This is a genomic window from Gracilibacillus salitolerans, assembly GCF_009650095.1.
GTDB lineage: Bacteria > Bacillota > Bacilli > Bacillales > Amphibacillaceae > Gracilibacillus > Gracilibacillus salitolerans.
In genome coordinates this window covers 707,002-724,452 of the sequence record NZ_CP045915.1, presented here as the reverse complement: position 1 = coordinate 724,452, position 17,451 = coordinate 707,002, and the positions used below count along the sequence as shown (strand labels likewise).

The 17,451-nt window shown below is 37.2% G+C and carries 15 protein-coding genes and 1 pseudogene; 6 read left to right on the top strand and 10 right to left on the bottom strand.

The genetic code is table 11. The features are described from left to right. Positions 1–171 precede the first annotated feature (171 nt). The 5 genes from GI584_RS03660 (at position 172) to GI584_RS03645 (ending at position 4,910) form a co-directional block, all read left to right on the top strand. Positions 172–1,722 carry a spore germination protein gene (locus tag GI584_RS03660; RefSeq protein ID WP_407647409.1) on the top strand — a complete coding sequence of 517 codons (1,551 nt, stop codon included), beginning with the start codon at positions 172–174 and terminating at the stop codon, positions 1,720–1,722. Continuing rightward, entirely contained in the window at positions 1,719–2,816 is a 1,098-nt protein-coding gene (locus GI584_RS03655) for a GerAB/ArcD/ProY family transporter (protein WP_153790269.1), read from the top strand. Before GI584_RS03660 ends, GI584_RS03655 begins: the two co-directional genes overlap by 4 nt. 1 nt (position 2,817) lies before the next feature. Next, positions 2,818–3,996: a Ger(x)C family spore germination protein gene (locus GI584_RS03650; protein ID WP_153790268.1), complete on the top strand. Its 1,179-nt coding sequence runs from the start codon at positions 2,818–2,820 to the stop codon at positions 3,994–3,996. Between the two features lie 5 nt (positions 3,997–4,001). After that, positions 4,002–4,145, top strand: a complete 144-nt coding sequence (locus tag GI584_RS23755) for a hypothetical protein (protein ID WP_194842114.1) — start codon at positions 4,002–4,004, stop codon at positions 4,143–4,145. A 300-nt stretch (positions 4,146–4,445) separates the two neighbouring features. Continuing rightward, a complete protein-coding gene (locus GI584_RS03645) occupies positions 4,446–4,910 on the top strand; it encodes a hypothetical protein (protein WP_153790267.1) in 465 nt (154 codons plus the stop codon). Between the two features lie 104 nt (positions 4,911–5,014). Here the strand turns inward: GI584_RS03645 and GI584_RS03640 are convergent. The 10 genes and pseudogenes from GI584_RS03640 to GI584_RS03595 form a co-directional block, all read right to left on the bottom strand. Continuing rightward, positions 5,015–6,030 (bottom strand): annotated as a pseudogene (locus GI584_RS03640) (DUF3231 family protein). 86 nt (positions 6,031–6,116) lie between these two features. Beyond that, positions 6,117–6,980 (bottom strand): DMT family transporter, encoded by an 864-nt coding sequence (locus tag GI584_RS03635; RefSeq protein ID WP_153790266.1) that lies wholly within the window; start codon positions 6,978–6,980, stop codon positions 6,117–6,119. An 827-nt stretch (positions 6,981–7,807) separates the two neighbouring features. Continuing rightward, positions 7,808–8,266: a hypothetical protein gene (locus GI584_RS03630; protein ID WP_153790265.1), complete on the bottom strand. Its 459-nt coding sequence runs from the start codon at positions 8,264–8,266 to the stop codon at positions 7,808–7,810. Between the two features lie 33 nt (positions 8,267–8,299). After that, positions 8,300–9,973, bottom strand: coding sequence for a sodium:solute symporter family protein (locus tag GI584_RS03625; protein ID WP_100361991.1), 1,674 nt, complete (start codon positions 9,971–9,973; stop codon positions 8,300–8,302). A 25-nt stretch (positions 9,974–9,998) separates the two neighbouring features. Next, positions 9,999–10,280, bottom strand: coding sequence for a DUF4212 domain-containing protein (locus tag GI584_RS03620; RefSeq protein WP_153790264.1), 282 nt, complete (start codon positions 10,278–10,280; stop codon positions 9,999–10,001). Between the two features lie 302 nt (positions 10,281–10,582). Then, a complete protein-coding gene (locus GI584_RS03615; protein WP_153790263.1) occupies positions 10,583–11,317 on the bottom strand; it encodes a LytR/AlgR family response regulator transcription factor in 735 nt (244 codons plus the stop codon). Continuing rightward, positions 11,286–13,067 (bottom strand): LytS/YhcK type 5TM receptor domain-containing protein, encoded by a 1,782-nt coding sequence (locus GI584_RS03610; RefSeq protein ID WP_153790262.1) that lies wholly within the window; start codon positions 13,065–13,067, stop codon positions 11,286–11,288. The genes GI584_RS03615 and GI584_RS03610 overlap by 32 nt, the downstream gene beginning before the upstream one ends. Beyond that, on the bottom strand, positions 13,060–14,565 hold the full coding sequence (locus tag GI584_RS03605; RefSeq protein ID WP_153790261.1) for a solute symporter family protein: 1,506 nt from the start codon (positions 14,563–14,565) through the stop codon (positions 13,060–13,062). The genes GI584_RS03610 and GI584_RS03605 overlap by 8 nt, the downstream gene beginning before the upstream one ends. Positions 14,566–15,270: 705 nt before the next feature. Continuing rightward, a complete protein-coding gene (locus GI584_RS03600) occupies positions 15,271–15,450 on the bottom strand; it encodes a hypothetical protein (RefSeq protein ID WP_153790260.1) in 180 nt (59 codons plus the stop codon). 11 nt (positions 15,451–15,461) lie between these two features. Continuing rightward, positions 15,462–16,505, bottom strand: coding sequence for a YHYH domain-containing protein (locus tag GI584_RS03595; protein WP_153790259.1), 1,044 nt, complete (start codon positions 16,503–16,505; stop codon positions 15,462–15,464). A 327-nt stretch (positions 16,506–16,832) separates the two neighbouring features. Here GI584_RS03595 and GI584_RS03590 point away from each other — a divergent pair, with 327 nt between their 5' ends. Beyond that, positions 16,833–17,441, top strand: coding sequence for a biotin transporter BioY (locus GI584_RS03590; protein WP_153790258.1), 609 nt, complete (start codon positions 16,833–16,835; stop codon positions 17,439–17,441). The last annotated feature ends 10 nt before the right edge of the window (positions 17,442–17,451 follow it).

Sequence of the window (17,451 nt, the reverse complement as noted above, 5' to 3'; positions counted from 1 at the left end):
TATTCGACACTAGCATTCCATTTTTTGCTCCCCCCGTCGAAACAAAAAGCGGCATTGGACAACCTCATTTACTTTTGAGTATGATTGCCATCCACAGTGTATCTTTTGTATAGAAACCGTTGAAGTTGGGAAACCAAAAGAAGAAGAACGGAGAATTTTGAGGTGGTTAAAATACGCGTAAATTCTTTTTTTAATCGAAATAGAAAAAAGAAGCAGGAAAAAGAAGCTAATAATATCACTCAATTAGTGAAAAACCTAGATGCAAACCTGCAAAATACCAAGAACTTATTAGATGAACCAGCTGACTTAGCGATTCGAAAATTTACCGTCCGTGGTTCAGAGCATCAGTGTGCCACCGTTTACATAGACGGATTAGTGGATGGACTATATGTAAGAAATAACATCATAGAAAATATACAGCTAGAAACAGAAGGAAAACAAATACCTGATAATAAACAAAAGCTCTTTGATGAATTAAATCAGGAAATTCTTTCTACAACCTCGCTTCAAATAGGATATACATTAGATGACGTGTCCAATGGAATTTTAAGTGGGAGTACCGTACTTTATTTAGATGGTATAGATAAAGTGTTTATTATAAAAACACAAGGTTGGGACAAACGTGATATTCAAGAACCTGTAACGGAAGCATTGATTCGTGGTCCAAGAGATGGTTTTGTAGAAGATTTACGTACGAACATGGCTTTAATGCGCCGTTATATCCAAGATCCAAATTTACGATTTAAGACGTATCAAATTGGTAGACGATCAAAGAAAAATCTAGTAGTAACGTATATAGCTGATGTAATTCATCCAGATATCTTAAAGGAAATTAAAAGACGGCTTGATTCCATTGACACAGATGACGCACCGGAATCAGGTTTTATCGAACAATGGATTGAGGATAACTACCTTTCTCCTTTTCCTCAACTTATGAATACGGAGAGGCCTGATAAAGCCTCCGCTGCTCTTTTGCAGGGAAAGGCTGTCATTATGCTTGATGGTAGCCCATTTGTTTTAATTGCTCCAACAACATTAGGGGGTGCTATGCAATCCCCAGAAGATTATTATGAGCGATGGACGATTGGAACCTTGCTGAGAATCTTACGTTATATAGCAGCATTTATCGCTATATTCCTACCATCATTATATATTGCATTAGTTTCTTTTCACCCAGGAATGATTCCAACCAATTTAGCATTCTCCATTGCAGCATCAAGAGAAGGTGTTCCTTTTACACCTCTAATAGAAGCAGTTCTTATGGCTATCACCATGGAGTTATTGCGAGAAGCAGGGGTACGATTGCCAAAGACAATTGGACAAACCATTGGAATTGTAGGTGGTCTAGTTATAGGAGATGCTGCCGTACAAGCGGGAATAGTAAGTCCTATCATGGTGATTGTCGTTGCCCTTAATGCCATTGCGTCGTTCGCCTTACCAGCATATAGTATTGCAATTGCTTTCAGAATTATTTTGTTTGGTTTCATATTCTTGGCTGGGACATTTGGGCTCTATGGGATCATTATCGGTTACATCATGGTAAACATTCATATTGTTAATCTTAAAAGTATCGGTGTTCCTTATTCAACTCCATTTGCACCTACCTTTTTTAAGGATTGGGAAGATCTTATTTTTCGTAAACCCATTCCACTGTTAACGACACGGCCTGAATATATGCAAACGAATGATAAGCAGTCAACAGATAAGGAGAATAGGTCATGAAAAGATTTGAATATGCTGATCAGAAGATTTCTGATAAGCAAATTTTGGTGGCAGTACCTTCCTTTGTAATTGGTATTGGAATCCTTTCTCTACCACAAAGCGTTGCCTCTGTATCAATGGCATCTGATGGTTGGATATCCATATTGATTGGAGGGATGATTGTCCTTCTGATCACCTGGTCTGTTGCTAAATTGGCATCAAGCTTTCCAAATCAGTCTTTTATAACTTATACATCAGCTATTGTTACAAGACCTATAGCAATTGTTTTAACATTTCTATTTGCGATTCTATCAATGAGTGTAACTGCCTTACAGGTTCGTCAAATCGCTGATATTGCCAAGCATTATTTATTAAAAGAAACACCTGTTGAAATCATTTCATTTACGTTTCTATTATTGATCATTTATGCTGTAGCAGGTTCAAGGACAGGCTTATTTCGATTAAATACATTGTTCTTACCATTTGTATTATTTGTTGCATTAATTGTTATTGCCTTTAATATTAATTGGTTTGATCTAGGCTTCTTATCGCCAACTTTTGAGACAAGTTTTAGCGGATATATGGAAGGGGTTAAAAATAGTGTTTTGTCTTATGCAGGATTTGTTATTCTGTGGTTTTATATCACACTTGTAAAAGAACCAAAAAACACACCAAAAATGGCTGTACTTGGAATGTGTATACCGATCGTATTATATTTATCACTTTACCTTACCTGCATCCTAGTTTTTGGAAACTCTGTTACCTCCAATCTACAGTATCCGTCAATAGAGCTTGCTAAAATTGTGGAAATTCCAGGTGGTATTTTGGAACGATTTGAATCGTTATTCTTTGTTATTTGGATAATGGCCATTTTTAACACAACTGCAATGGCATTCGATATTGCTGTACTCGCCCTTAATACCATTTTTACAAATATAGGTAAAATAAATCTTATTTTTATCATTGCGCCGATTGTATATGTAACCGGTATGTACCCACAAGACTTAGTTCAGGTTTCAATCTTTGGATCATTTATTGGCTATAGTTCGGTTCTATACACTGTATTTGTAGTGATTTTATTATTTGTTATCGCTAAAATAAGGAGGGTGAAGTAATATGAAGCACTTTCTTATGCTTTTGTCTTGCTTCACATTAGTTTTACTCACTGGTTGTTGGGATGAATTACCAATTGATGAGAGAGGCTTTGTTATTGGAAGTGCAATCGATATGGCTGATAAAAAAGAAGACGGTACATACGATATAACACTTACAAGTCAGTTTGTTATACCAGGTAACTTATCAAATCCCGGCCAAGATGGAGGAGGAGATAAATTTGCATTCAAAAATATATCGGCTACTGGACAGAGTTCGTTTCAAATTTCCAGGGAGATGTTAGGTCTTACAAACTGGATCCCTAACTATGAACATTTAAAGATTTTAATCGTTTCAAGTGAAGTTGCAAGTGAACCAGATTTATTTTCTAGTGTAGTGGACAGTTTCATTCGTGATCATGAAATGCGTAGAGGAATAAAGGTGATGATATCACAAGGAGACGCAAAAGATGTACTTGGAATCCAAACAGAAACAGAGCAACTTCCTTCTCGATTCATCAACAAAATCATGGACAACAATGTGAAATCATTAGAATTAATCGAACCAGTTCGGATAGGTATGCTACATCGATATTTGTTGAATAAAGACAGTTATGCTCTTCCACTTTTAACATTATCAGAGAATAATGTTAGTTATAAAGATGTAGCCGTATTTGACGGAAAATCAGATCACCAAGTGGGAACACTTACTGATGATGACATAAAAGGTTTAAGACTAATTAAAGGGAATATTACAAATGGAGAGTTACTTTTTTATATCGATGGCCAACTTATGATATATGAGATAAATACTGCAAGGAGTTCCATAAAGATAAATGCTAAAAATCAGGATAATATAAAAATATCGATATCGATTGATACCGAAGGATCTATAGCTGAAATGTTTGGAAGTAGGTCACTTTTAGATCAAGCATATATAAATAAAATTGAAAAGCAGATAAAGGAGAAAATGGAGAAAATTGTTACCAATACAGTGGAGAATGCACAGCAGGAATTAGAAGTTGACTTTTTCGGATTCAGTACCATTTTAAGACAAAAACACTATGATGACTGGAAGGAGATTGAGAACGATTGGGATCATGGGGATAAATTATTTTCACAAAGTACAGTAGATGTATCAGCTAACGCCATAGTAAGAACTATTGGAGCTTCAGATAAGGCAAAAGACAAAGGAATGGAGTGATAAAGATGTGGGAAAATATATTAGGTAAATTGCCTGATAAATTAATTTTAGTATGCACGGTATTAAGTTTTTTAGTGCCTTACGTTATTTATAAAATAAATCAAAAACTACACCAAAATGGGGATCCTCCTTGGAAGAAAAAGGCTTAGGGTTAATTAAATATTTTCTTCTGTACTGCACCCTGTCACGGCATAGTTTTTGCTTGATAACTTTTGAACTAGAGCTAAGTATTTTCTATATAATCCCATAAAAAAACTATATTTTGGTTATATTATATACCATTATTTGGAATACTAATCTTAACGATCAATTTAAGAAGGTGTAAAAATGAACCGTAATACTGCTGTAATATCTCTAAATAAAAGATACTCCTCAATTTTTTCAATTATTCAGCATCCTTTTCTTTCCATATCAATAACTTTGCTCACTAAAAGAAAGGTGCTAGAAATGTGAAGGCAACAGAGGCTATATTATGGAGTATCGCATTACCTGGATTTGCTCAAGTGCTCAATAGAAAACTAGTTAAGGGGATTATCTTAATTGGATTAGAGTTTTTAATTAATGTACAGTCAAATTTAAACGAAGTAATTATTTTTAGTTTTTATGGCCAAATTGAAATGGCTATTGCAAACGCAAACTTTCAATGGCTTATGTTTTATCCATGTTTGTATTTTTTTGCTATGTGGGATGCTTATCGTGATGTAGGTGGGGATGAGAAGCCCTATGCTTTCTTACCATTTGTTTTTTCCGCCTATTTCGTAACTGTGGGAACGATCTATTCCTCAACTTTCAGTTTGTTTGAGGTATTGTTAGGGCCTCTCTGGCTACCGATGTTGAGTGTATTACCAGGGATGCTTGTAGGATTTCTATTGCAAATGCTTCTGAGTAAGCGAAGCTCCATAAAATATCAGTAAAGAGAAGCGTTGGAGATCAATAGTTTTGTATATAACTCATAACGAAAAAAGTAGTTCATTTTGAAATACATTCTGGTACTTCAAAACGGAACTACTTTCTGAGATCATTCTTCTTTATTTCTAGCTAACTTCTCGCGATCTTTCGTTCCTGGAGGTTGTTCAAACCAATTATTTTTGATCATAATATCTGCACCGCTTTTAGCTAACCGAGATACTTCCAACGACAGACGCTCATAATCAACCATCAAATCACTTCGTTGACTGGCAGCTGCAGCAGTAGCATAATTGCCTACTCCAGCTGATACAATGAGTGACATATGAAACATCATTAACTTGTCTGAAAACGTTTGAGTAGTCGAGTCACTCATACCAAAATCGGGCACCTTTGGTGTTTCGATCTCATCTTGCAATAGGGTTTCAGAGAAAATCTTTACATGTTTCTTTGATACTTCTTTTCCCCGAAGCATATAATCTTGTACTTCTTTCGTTGGTGACGTTTGGGCAAATGATAAACATAACTTTAAACCAATTGCATTTGTCTCAATATTCATACACAAATGGGAGATCTCAATGGCATTTAATGGTCTTTTTTGATTCAGCGGATTTAAACCACTCATATATTTTTTACTATGGACATAATTCGTTTCTTTTGGCACTTCGATATATGGATGCCTTACATTTACTCCTTTGGATAGAGCAATTTCGCTCGATTGATTAAAAAGCTTCGTCGACTCATTAAGAGCTTGTGTAAAGTAATATCGTATATCCTCCCTATCACTCATAGAGATAAATCCACTATAGGTTAACATCCCTACTTTTGCCATTTGGTTTACATAGCTTAAGCAAAATATATCCGTGTAAAGCCATGGAGCATTCATGTTAACATCTCGTTCAGTAAACCCATTAGGTTCGCATAATTATCTTGTCCGAAAATAGTAAGTAATTGTTCAAGATGGCTTGAAGAAAAGTCATAAGCAAACTGTACAACTGGTTTTATATCTGGGTCTTCAATATGTTTCAGCATAAAGCTTAACACGCACTTTGCCATACTGTCATTCATATATCCCGTCCATAATGAAGCAATTTCACCTGATGTTAGATGTATCATTTTGTCACTCATATGTACCCTCCAATAATATAATCATATACTTATTATGCGCAAAATTATGGTTAATATGATATATCTATTGGTAGAAGTGGTTAATTTTACGGTGAAGATTTTCGAAACGATAAAAAAATTAATGCTGTAAAAATGAGTAACAAACCTAATACTATTTGTACAGTTATCGCTTCCTTTATCACGACAATTCCGAGAACTGACGCAGTAAGTGGCTCTGCAAGCGAAAGTGTCACAGCTGTTGCTACAGAAGTACCTAATAAACCACGAGCAAAGAATAAGTAAGCAATTGCTGTTGCTAAAATCCCTAGATGTAATGCTATGATGCTGCCATTCGGTTGCAGTAACCAAGAAAAATCATATAAGAATAAAATGGGTGATAATAGAATCGCAGCAAACGTGAACACCACTGCAACAACCGTTTCTGAGCGATGTTGTTCCAATAACTTTTTACTAAACAAGGTATATGCTGCAAAGGATATACCTGCTCCAACAGCCATCAGAATCCCGAATGGTGATATCGTAACTGTCGCCTCATTAGAAGCTAGTAATGTACAACCTGCTACCGCTAAAATAGTAGCCAACCACCATCTTCGGTCTGGGATATTTCGATAGAATAACCATTCTAGTAATCCTGCTAATATTGGTGCACTCCCAATTGCTACCACTGTGCCAACTGCTACACCTGTCCAAGATACCGCAGAGAAAAAAAGCGGTTGATAAGCTGCCATCGATAATGCTGCTAAAAATGTTGTCAACTTGGGCCACCTTTTGATATAAAACTTTCCTTGTATAACTACAAATACTAATAAAGCTACTCCACCGATAGCCAAACGAATGGCTCCAATAGCAACAGGATGTGCGGATGATGGTGCAAAGCTTTGAGCCGTACCTGTTGTTCCCCAAAGTACGGCGGCAATCAATATGAATAAAATAGCATTTCGACGACTCATATAACCTTCTCCCCCCTTCATGTATCTCATTTATAGATCAAATGTGATATCAGACCATCAAAATTCTTGCTATGTATACGTATGTATTTTCTATTATATACCATGGTTCAAATATGTTTTGCCACAATTATTTTTTTAAAAAACAATATAAAAACGTGACTGGGAAAAAAGTAATTTGATAAAAGTGAAATCCGAACGATGTTTCAAATTCTACGAACAGAATTTGTTATCGTTCGGATTTTTTAATTGCATAAAAGAAGGAAAATGTTCACTAACTTTTGCGGTTATATTGAAAAGTTGTGACTGCTAAGCAACCGCTCTGGCTGCCCACTTCTCTTTCCGTGGGGTTTTCCCTTCAGCTAACTTTTCCAAGCAAAGATCGCTCGGAAAAGTGGATCTTCAGAGAAAACAGTCCCACAGGAGTGAAAGTGTGCGGCCTCCGCTATAAAATTGCTCTACAACGGTTATGACCGTTAGCTGTTTGCACTTTCTATAAGAATGGCATATATAAACCAAGAAATGAGAGTCGAAATTCTACCACTTGCATCCATTGTAGAATGTTATTTAGCGCAGGCGTCCACTTCGACTCCTGAGGCATCAACGTGATCTAAAGATCCACTTTGCACAGTTAGCTGAAGACACGCCCCCTGGAAAGCGAAGTGGGCAAGCCGTAGCGATTGTTAATCATATTATTCATTTCAAAATCACCACTTAGATCAATAGTTATACATCATCAGTTACTGCGCATAATCTTCCTTTTCTTCATGTTTATTGCAACATTCGTGTTTGAAGTGGAAAATAATTGATATGTCCCAGCCTCTTTTCAGTTAAGCTGTTCCTTCTAATTTTTTATAATGCACTATATCTGGTTTTTCTTCACGTACAAACCTACTGGATCCGAGCCATGCTGCAAATGCAAAAATTAAGTAAATGGCCTGCGTAGGATGTGCACCCTGAAGAATGACTTGCAAGCCCATACCAAAACCAAGTGCAGGGATTGCGATCAGAAATGTCCGAAAGATTCGCTCGAAACCTTTTTCAAACGGCAGTGGCCAAATCCGGGAGAAAAATACACCTAATGCAACCCCCATTCCTGATACAACAAAAAGTTGCACAAAAACAATCGGCGTGGGAAATGGCCATTCCATCAGATAGTGACCTGTTAAATAAAAGATTTCAAGAAACAGGGTTATCCCGATCACTTTTTGAAACGTCTTCATATTCATCCATGGATGGAAAAGATATAAGATGACTACTAAACATGCTAAAACCAGTGTCCAATTCATCTTTTTCCTCCTTTCTGCCATTTTATCCTATGATTACTCATCTATTTCAGGCGCACGTACATTTTCAATTAATTCCTGGATATCTTTAGGCGGTTCTGGAGTCATCCTAGAAACAATAAAGCTGACAACAAAGTTTAGCACCATGCCTACTACTCCGACACCTTGAGCATTAATACCAAAGAAGCTATCTAAAATTGGTTCATCCGTTCCAATAATAGATTGGGAGAGTATGGCACCAATCATGATCAGTGTAAAACTCAAACCAGTAATGATACCAGCGATCGCACCTTCTTTATTCATCCGCTTGTCAAAGATACCTAACAGAATAACCGGGAACAAACTTGCTGCACCTAAACCAAAGGCAAGTGCTACAACCTCACCGGCAAACCCTGGAGGATTAATTCCAACATATGCCGCGATGCCCAGTGCGATTAATAATGTAATCCGACCAACTCGCAGGCGTTGTGATTCCGAGGCTCCTTTATTAAAAATCCGATAGTAAATATCATGCGATACAGCACTTGTCATCGTAATTAATAACCCTGACGCAGTTGACAATGCCGCGGCTAGCCCTCCGGCCGCAACCAACGCGATTATAAAAGGTGCTAGATTTGCTACTTCCGGAGTGGATAACACGATAATATCTCCATCAATAGAGACTTCATTGTCTTCACCACCAGTAAAATTCACCACTCCATCACCATTTACATCATCTAATTGTAAGAGACCTGTTGTTTCCCATTTACTTACCCACTCAATATTCTGAACTTCTTCTAATGGCTGATCTGCTATCGTATCGATTAAATTGTATTTAGCAAACGCACCAACAGCAGGCGCAGTTAAATAGAGAAGTCCTATAAATATGATCGCCCAAACTGCTGACCAACGTGCAGCACGGACACTTTTAACAGTATAGAAACGGACGATAACATGGGGTAGACCAGCAGTCCCCGCCATTAAAGCTAATGTCACCATAAAGACATTAATCATGGATAAATCGGTAAACGGCACCATATATTCAGTCATACCGAGATCTACTTGAATCTGCCCCAGACGATCGACAATATCACTGCTTGTTAAGGCAAGCTGTGGAATAGGATTACCTGTTAACTGAAAAGAAATCGCAAACGCAGGGATTAAAAAAGCGATAATAATAACAAAATATTGAATGGCTTGTGTCCAGGTTACACCCTTCATTCCACCTAATAATGCAAAAAATCCAACAATGGCCATTCCAATTAGAACCCCTACGACAATATCTACCTGCAAGTAACGACTAAAAACTATCCCTACCCCACGCATTTGTCCGGAAATATACGTAAGCGAGATAAAAATCGTTGCAACTGCTGCTACTGCACGGGCACTACTTGAATAAAAACGGTCACCAATAAAGTCAGGAACCGTAAACTTTCCGAATTTACGTAAATATGGAGCGAGCAATAATGCTAAAAGTACATATCCCCCGGTCCACCCCATTAAGTAAATCGTTCCATCATAGCCTAAAAATGCAACTAGTCCTGCCATCGAAATAAAGGATGCGGCAGACATCCAGTCCGCAGCAATGGCAGCACCATTCGCTACAGTTGGAACACCCTGTCCTGCGACATAAAAATTGGAAGTATCACGAACCCTTGACCACCAACCAATTCCCGTGTAAACAGCAAACGTAATAAGTACCAGAATAATCGTAATAGCTTCAACACTCATGAAACCCCTCCTTATACCTGCTTAACTAAGCCTCATTTTCGTTCTTTACCATTTCCTTATATTGCTTATCAAGTTTATCCATGCGAATCGCATACGTGAGTATTAGTATGATAAACACCAATATCGAACCTTGATGTGCAAACCAAAACGATAACGACACATTTAAAAATTGGACATTGGAGAGAGGTTCAGCAAATAGAACTCCGGCACCAAGACCAACCATAAACCATACAATAAGCAATCCTATGATCAGTTGGATATTTTTCTTCCAATACCATTTCTGTTTTTCATTGAGTGTTTGAATCATTGATTCATCCCTTCCCTTCCTGCTTTTATTAATGTTAGAGTATTTTAGTAAACGCTTACAAATAACTATGAATAATCTCCTACTTATTCATATAACCTTTATCACGGCACTAACCGTCAAAAACCCCCACTGATGGCAGTCTCACTATATGCTTTCAAAGCCCATCCTCTTTGAAAGCATAAAAAAAATACTAAATACTCTAACATTTGTATTTAGTATATTAAATATAATTGATTCAATTTCGAGATTTTCTTCAATTGTTGTTCTATCTGTTTAAAATGTTGAATTTATTGTATGAATGGTTAATTTAATCCCTGTAATACATCAAAAAATTCTTTGGCTACCGTTCTACTCATTGGAACTTGCGATTTATTTTTATCTTTAATCACAATGTTATAGGCTCCGTTAAACCATGGAGTAATCTCCTCGATCGCATCAAGGTTTACCAGATAACTTCGATGCGGCCGGTAAAAAGGAAATGTGGACAATTTTTCCTCTAGCTCCTTCAAATTCATTTTCGTTTCAATGACTTCGTTCGTTAACGTGTGTAAAAGCAGCTGTCTTCCTTCACGGACTGCATAGCCGATTTGCAATGGATCAACAACCAACATTTTATTATCAGTAGAAATAATCAGCTTATCAATTTTTGGCTTTTTATGTTGCTTCGTTTGTAGCTCTTCTCTAACTCGTTTCATAGCGGTGTCAAAACGAGCTTTATCAAAAGGTTTTAATAGGTAATCTGTCGCTTGAAGGTCAAATGCCTGAACAGCATAGGTGTCATAGGCAGTAGTAAATACAATGACTGGCTCGTTCCCATCTTCATTACGCAATGTCTGTGCAACTTCCAAACCGGTGAGGCCTGGCATATGTATATCCAAAAACAATACAGCCGGTTTATATTCACGATATAACTGGATTAATTGTTCTCCATTTTCTGCACTTGGACATACTATCACATCTTCTTCCTGCTCGAGCAGATAGAACAGTTCTTCCCGTCCAAGACGTTCATCTTCTGCAATCATTACGTAAATCTTCATTTATGCCACTCCTTGTATGAACAACTATTTTAAATGAAACAGAACTTCCTTTTTCTGGATAGTTGTGAAAGTACAGCTGACTCTTTTCTCCCATAATACCTTTCAACCGTTCATTAATATTATATAAGGCTGTTCCATTACCATTCTGTTGATCCATCGGTTCCGTTCCGAGTAATGTAAGAATATTATCTGAAAAACCTTTTCCATTATCTCGAACTTCAATATATACCCATTCTTTTTTTCGGGTAATTGTTAGATCAATTCTTCCTTTCATCTGTTTATCCTTTAGCCCGTGTTGAATACAATTTTCAATGAGGGGCTGCAATGTTGCCGGTGGTATCAATACATCTTCGAGATCTGGATCAATGTGTATGTTAATGATTAACTGATCCATGAAACGCGCAGTTACAATTTCCACATAGGCATTCACGTGTGCGAGTTCATCTTTTAAAGGGATTAACGTTTTGCTGGCGATGGACAGATTCGCCCGCATGTAGTGACTTAGCTGTATAAGGATATGACGTGCCTTTTCTTGATTGACTCGCATCAAAGAATGAAGCAGATTAAAAGTGTTGAATAGAAAATGTGGATTTATCTGTGCCTGAAGATTTCGTATTTCCGCTTCCTTCAAAAGTTCTTTCATTCTTTCCGCTTCAAAGCCACTGATTTGGTTGGAGATAATAGTACCTAGACCTTTGGCAAGTTCTATTTCTACAGCCCGAATTTGTTGGGAATGTCGAAAATATAAATTAATCAGACCGATTACTTCACCAGAACGATAAATCGGTACCATTATCGCTGTTTTCAGCGGACAGGCTTCAAAGCGACATTGGATTCCCTCTCTATCATAAGCAACCTGTATATCCCCTGTATCAAGTGCTTTATGCGATAGTCGCATTTTGAGCGGCTCCCCTAATCGATGATGATCATCAGCAAGACCTACATGACTGAGCACCTTCTCTTTATCTGTAATCGCAATAGCAGCAACATCAAGTTCATCATACAAAAGCTTCGCCATTTTGTTCGCATTAGAGATTAAGGAAGCATCCTGAAGAATCGGCAGTGCTTTCTCAGCAATGGATAAAGCTCGGTTGGTTTCAATCGCTGCTTCTCTTTCCGTTTCATTAAGCGCAGCACGGATTACCATCGTAAAAATGGCAAGAGCCACAGCATTGGTAATCACAAGTGGGATACCTATTGTATTTACCAACTCTACACCTTTTTCATGATCAGAAATAAAAATCAACAAAAAGCCCATATGCAATACCGGTGGGAACATACCAATAAATAATGCCTTCCCTGGTGCAATGACCCGCTCATCCGAAAAAAACTGACCTGTCCACCCCGTAATTAATCCCGCCAATGGGTTAATTAAACTATTTGCTATCCAAGCATCTCCACCAATAAATGCAAGGTAGATCCCGGTAATACCCCCTGTACAAAGGCCAACATATGGTCCACCAAGCAGACCAGCAATCATGACCACTACCGTACTGAAACCGATCAACACCTCACTAGAGGTCACATCGGTAATTCTTGATTCGAGCACTAACGTATCCATTTGGATTAACACACCCGTGTGCGTTCCTAATATCCCAATAAACCCAAAAACAATCGCTAGATAAATCACAGTATCGATGGCAATATCTCTGTCTAATAATGAACGGAATCCCGGTATTTGTGTTAACATAAATGCTGCTAACAAAAGCAGACCGATTCGTTCAAACAAAACAATGGTGAGGTCAATCATGCGATACAACCTCCTGTTTGTCGCTGTACAATTTCATAATAAGATCTTCATAGTTTTTCTCGTCCTTCTTTCCTACCATGGAACCAATCACACCACCAGCAAAGCCGGCTGGAATCGATAGAATACCAGGGTTTGAGAGTGGGAAGATGCCGATCCCCTCTGGACCTGAGACAACTAGAATGATTGATATAAGAAAACCACTTAATAGTGCTGTATAGCCACCGATTCGGTTAAATCGTTTCCAATAAAAAGTAAGAATCAGTAAAGGAAATAGCGTGGAAGCAGCAATCGCAAACGTAATCGATACAAGAAAAGCGACATTACTCTCTTCCATTCCTATTGATAAGAGGATGGACAAGAACCCGATCACGACAGCAACGAGCCTAGCAACCTGTAGCTGTTTTTTCTCTTCGACCTTTTTATTCTTCCAAATATGATAATAGATATCATGCGCAAAAGAGGAAGTTGCAGCAAAAATCAGACCGGTTACAACAGCAATGATAGTTGCAAAGGCCACTGCCATCACAAAGGCAATTAGAAAATCACCACCAACCGCATCTGCTAACAATAAAGCTGCTAGATTTCCACTTGCGTCCGCTTGTATCAATGTTTCACTCTCAACAAGTGCGATGGCTCCCACACCCAAAATAAGTGTCATGATATAAAACAAGCCAATAATCCATGAGGCAGACATGGCAGATACCCTTGCCTGTTTTGCATTTTTTACCGTTAAAAACCGAATTAGTATATGTGGAAGACCTGAGGTTCCAAGCATTAAAGTTAAGGTAAGTGAAATTTTCTCTATTGAGTTAGTGAACAGATTTCCAGGATAAAAAAGCGATTCCTCATGTGGACTTTGCTCTACCGCTTCCGTTATAAGGCCAAAAAAATCCCAATTCATCCAGGACAGTAGAATAAAAACAACGAGTAATGTTCCACCCATCAGCAGTACAGTTTTTATAATCTGCACCCAAGATGTCGCCAGCATTCCACCAAATGCTACATACACCGTCATTAACACACCGATAATACACACTGCTACTCGAAAATCTACCCCCAGTAAAAGACGAATCAATAAACCAGAAGCTACGAGCTGTGGGATCATATACAAAACCGAAATACAAATACCGCTAATAGCTACAGCAGCACGCATCCTGTCCCCGGGAAAGCGGGTGGTGACAACGTCTGCAACCGAATAGGTACCAAGACGATGAATCGGTTCCACGATTAATAGTAATAGTATGACGTAGGAAATAAGAAAACCTGTCGCATACAAGAATCCGTCATAGCCATAGAGCGCTATCAGTCCGGTGATGCCAAGAAATGAGGCGGCACTGATAAAATCACCGGCAATTGCCATACCATTTTGCATACCAGACAGACTGCCTGCTGCCACATAAAATTGATGAGCTGTTCTGCTCCGCTCTGCTGCCCAATGGGTAATGACCAGCGTACCAATCACGATAACGACGAAAAAAATAAAGTAGGTGAAATTCATTGGCCACCTCCCGCATTGGTCTGTTTCCCTCTTTCTTCTAGACTCCGGTTAAATTGTTTCATGAAAAAGTAATGCCACATCCCTATTCCCCAGGTCAGGAGAAATAATATAAGGACATACCCCCATGCCAAGGGGAGAAAATATTTATTTTGTTCTGAAATAAAAGTGGTTAACACAATGGGAAACAGTATATAAAAGAGAACAATGATTGCAACAGTAGAGATAAGAATACGGTGTTTTTTTCTTATGTAATCATAAACTTCGCAAGCGGTTTCATTAGTGTGGCTATTTTGCACGCTAATTCTCCTTTTTGAAGGAATTAATTAAATTGCCTTTCTGCTATGCAATTATAAGATAGCATGTATAATTATGTCAATTTTGTGAACGGGGGCTTAGATTAAGGAGGGATCTCCTGCATATTTTATTATAAGCTGAATAATAAGTTTCTATCATTTAACTATATAATTATCAATTTATTGGAAATTTGAGCAGTAAATTATCCTTGTTCAGTAAAACACCTTAAATTTCTAGGATTATTATTGTTTCCCTTTGCTTATTTTCACTGAATTTTCGTATTAAAAAAGACTACTTCTCACCTATTCGCAAAAAGCAGCCTGTGTTTTAGAAATTTTAAATTACATTATACCAGTGAATTTTAGTTACAGTGGCTATTTATTGAAGTCCTAGCAAATTAACTTTCAGGTTTTATTCTTTACTTATGTATTCTTCCTGTTTTCCCCTTTGTTTTTTTATCTCCTTTTGAGTTCTATAGGCTTCAACCTTTTCTCTAACCTCATCAGAATTTTGTTTTCTCGTCAACATTTTAATAAAGACATCTTCTACCTTATAACAAGCTGTTCTATATATCCCCATTTTCTTCTTCATTACCTCCCACATTAACTGATTATTTTTCTTGCTACATAGAACCTTCTAGCTAGCCAACCTAAAAAAATAACACTTAGTCCGAATGTAGTTTGTTGAGTGTTTTCTTTTTTTTCCACTTCATATTCCTTCTGTCCAATCTCAAAATGATGACTGAATATTACTTCAGACTTTTCATACTCCTTAGGTAAATCATATACATCACCATTTAACCCTAATTTATATGCTTCATCTTTGATTTTATCTATTTCTTCATTTGAATTAAAACCATCTTTATACCAATTAATGTATTTTTCTTTCTCTAAATCTGGCTTTTTGTATTCTAACGTAGTAAAAGCCGCTTCATACCCTAGTTTTATGTATTGATCCTTTAGTTCTTTCTGCCCTTTTTCGTAACCCTTATTATACGATTCTATAAAAATAGTTTTAGTATCCTTTGGTTCGTTATTCACATCTACTTTTCCATCTTCGTAACCTGTTGTATAATATTCTTCTTTTTTTGCTGCTTCAATCTCAGCAGTTGCTTTTTCATACCCCTCTTTATAGGATGCTTGAACTAAATCATTTTCTGAATGTTTCGCTTCCTTTAAACCTTCAATAGCTGCATCATATCCTGCATCATAGGCTTTTTCTTTTTCTGAGTTTAAATTCTTTTTTCCTTCTTCAAATCCCTTATTATAACCAACAGAGTATCCCTCTTGATATGCATTTGAACTCGTATCAATAGTTTCATTTTCTTTAGCTCCATTGTATCCATCATCCACACCTACAGAATATCCATCTTCCTCACCCTTTGTTTTATCTTGAGCTTCGATTTCTTCTAGGGTTGGTCCACTTGGTTCTTTTGGTATATTTGAACTTGAAGAAGAACTACTTCCTGATGATGAGCTACCTCCACCATTATGATAATGGTAATCTGTACAAAGTCCTTTAGCTATTGATTTTGCAGAACAATTATGCCCCCCACTACTATCTGTTCTCCCTGAATGGGCTTCCAAAGTACTATGGAAAGGAATCAATATAAGAACAATTATTAAGAATAGCAAGTTTTTTTTCATTTTTCTCTCCCTGTATTTATATATTGTATGTATATTTTACCACGTTTTTATTTTTTTGAATACATTTTACTAGTAACTTAGATCCTCATAATAAGACATCCGAATATCCTCCCTTTAATATTATCTTTTTTTCAAACTTAATTCTTTAGAATAATATACAGAACTCAGAGAGTTTGTTTTACATAGCTCTTGTTAATGAGTTTATGATTCAGCTGATATAAGATATATAAATGAATGTCTATAGTTTCATTATCGTTAACCAATATTTATAAAGGTTGACAATTATGTTTTTTTCATTTACTCTATTTTTTGAAAAGGAGGATAACAATGCAAAATAATAAACGCTTCACAGCACTTGATCTTACAATCGGCAGTGTCTTTATTGCCTTAATGACAGTAGGAGCAAACATTACATCGATTGCACCTTTCATGGTGGTAGGTGGTGTACCCATCACATTACAAACTTTTTTTGCTATCTTAGCAGGACTTATTCTAGGTAGTCGATTGGGGGCCATTTCGATGCTCGTATATATGTTACTAGGTTTGGCGGGTGCCCCTATTTTTGCCCAATTTAAAGGTGGTGCTTCAACTCTTATATCACCAACTTTTGGTTTCATTGTTTCTTTTATAGTAATAGCATATGTTGCAGGTAAACTGATAGAGAAGAAACGGAGCTTCCCCATGTATATCACTGCTGCACTTATAGCGATGATCATTAACTACCTTTTAGGGGCTAATTGGATGTATGGAGCCTATATGCTTTGGTTTGATGCTCCTGAGGGATTCTCTTACAAACTAGTGTGGTATTGGTTGGCTGTTCCTTTACCTAAGGATATCGTGCTATCGATTGGAGCAGGAATATTTGCTCATCGGCTAGAAAAAAGTTTCATTTCTAAAAGTATGTTTCGAAAACAACAACATCAAAATGTTGCTTAAAAAAGGCGGG

Coding starts and splice junctions, on each gene's coding strand:
- GI584_RS03600 (WP_153790260.1), bottom strand. CDS start 15,450: ATGAAGAAGAAAATGGGGATATATAGAACAGCTTGTTATAAGGTAGAA.
- GI584_RS03655 (WP_153790269.1), top strand. CDS start 1,719: ATGAAAAGATTTGAATATGCTGATCAGAAGATTTCTGATAAGCAAATT.
- GI584_RS03620 (WP_153790264.1), bottom strand. CDS start 10,280: ATGATTCAAACACTCAATGAAAAACAGAAATGGTATTGGAAGAAAAAT.
- GI584_RS03650 (WP_153790268.1), top strand. CDS start 2,818: ATGAAGCACTTTCTTATGCTTTTGTCTTGCTTCACATTAGTTTTACTC.
- GI584_RS03610 (WP_153790262.1), bottom strand. CDS start 13,067: ATGATTGACCTCACCATTGTTTTGTTTGAACGAATCGGTCTGCTTTTG.
- GI584_RS03635 (WP_153790266.1), bottom strand. CDS start 6,980: ATGAGTCGTCGAAATGCTATTTTATTCATATTGATTGCCGCCGTACTT.
- GI584_RS03630 (WP_153790265.1), bottom strand. CDS start 8,266: ATGAATTGGACACTGGTTTTAGCATGTTTAGTAGTCATCTTATATCTT.
- GI584_RS03615 (WP_153790263.1), bottom strand. CDS start 11,317: ATGAAGATTTACGTAATGATTGCAGAAGATGAACGTCTTGGACGGGAA.
- GI584_RS03625 (WP_100361991.1), bottom strand. CDS start 9,973: ATGAGTGTTGAAGCTATTACGATTATTCTGGTACTTATTACGTTTGCT.
- GI584_RS23755 (WP_194842114.1), top strand. CDS start 4,002: ATGTGGGAAAATATATTAGGTAAATTGCCTGATAAATTAATTTTAGTA.
- GI584_RS03605 (WP_153790261.1), bottom strand. CDS start 14,565: ATGAATTTCACCTACTTTATTTTTTTCGTCGTTATCGTGATTGGTACG.
- GI584_RS03595 (WP_153790259.1), bottom strand. CDS start 16,505: ATGAAAAAAAACTTGCTATTCTTAATAATTGTTCTTATATTGATTCCT.
- GI584_RS03590 (WP_153790258.1), top strand. CDS start 16,833: ATGCAAAATAATAAACGCTTCACAGCACTTGATCTTACAATCGGCAGT.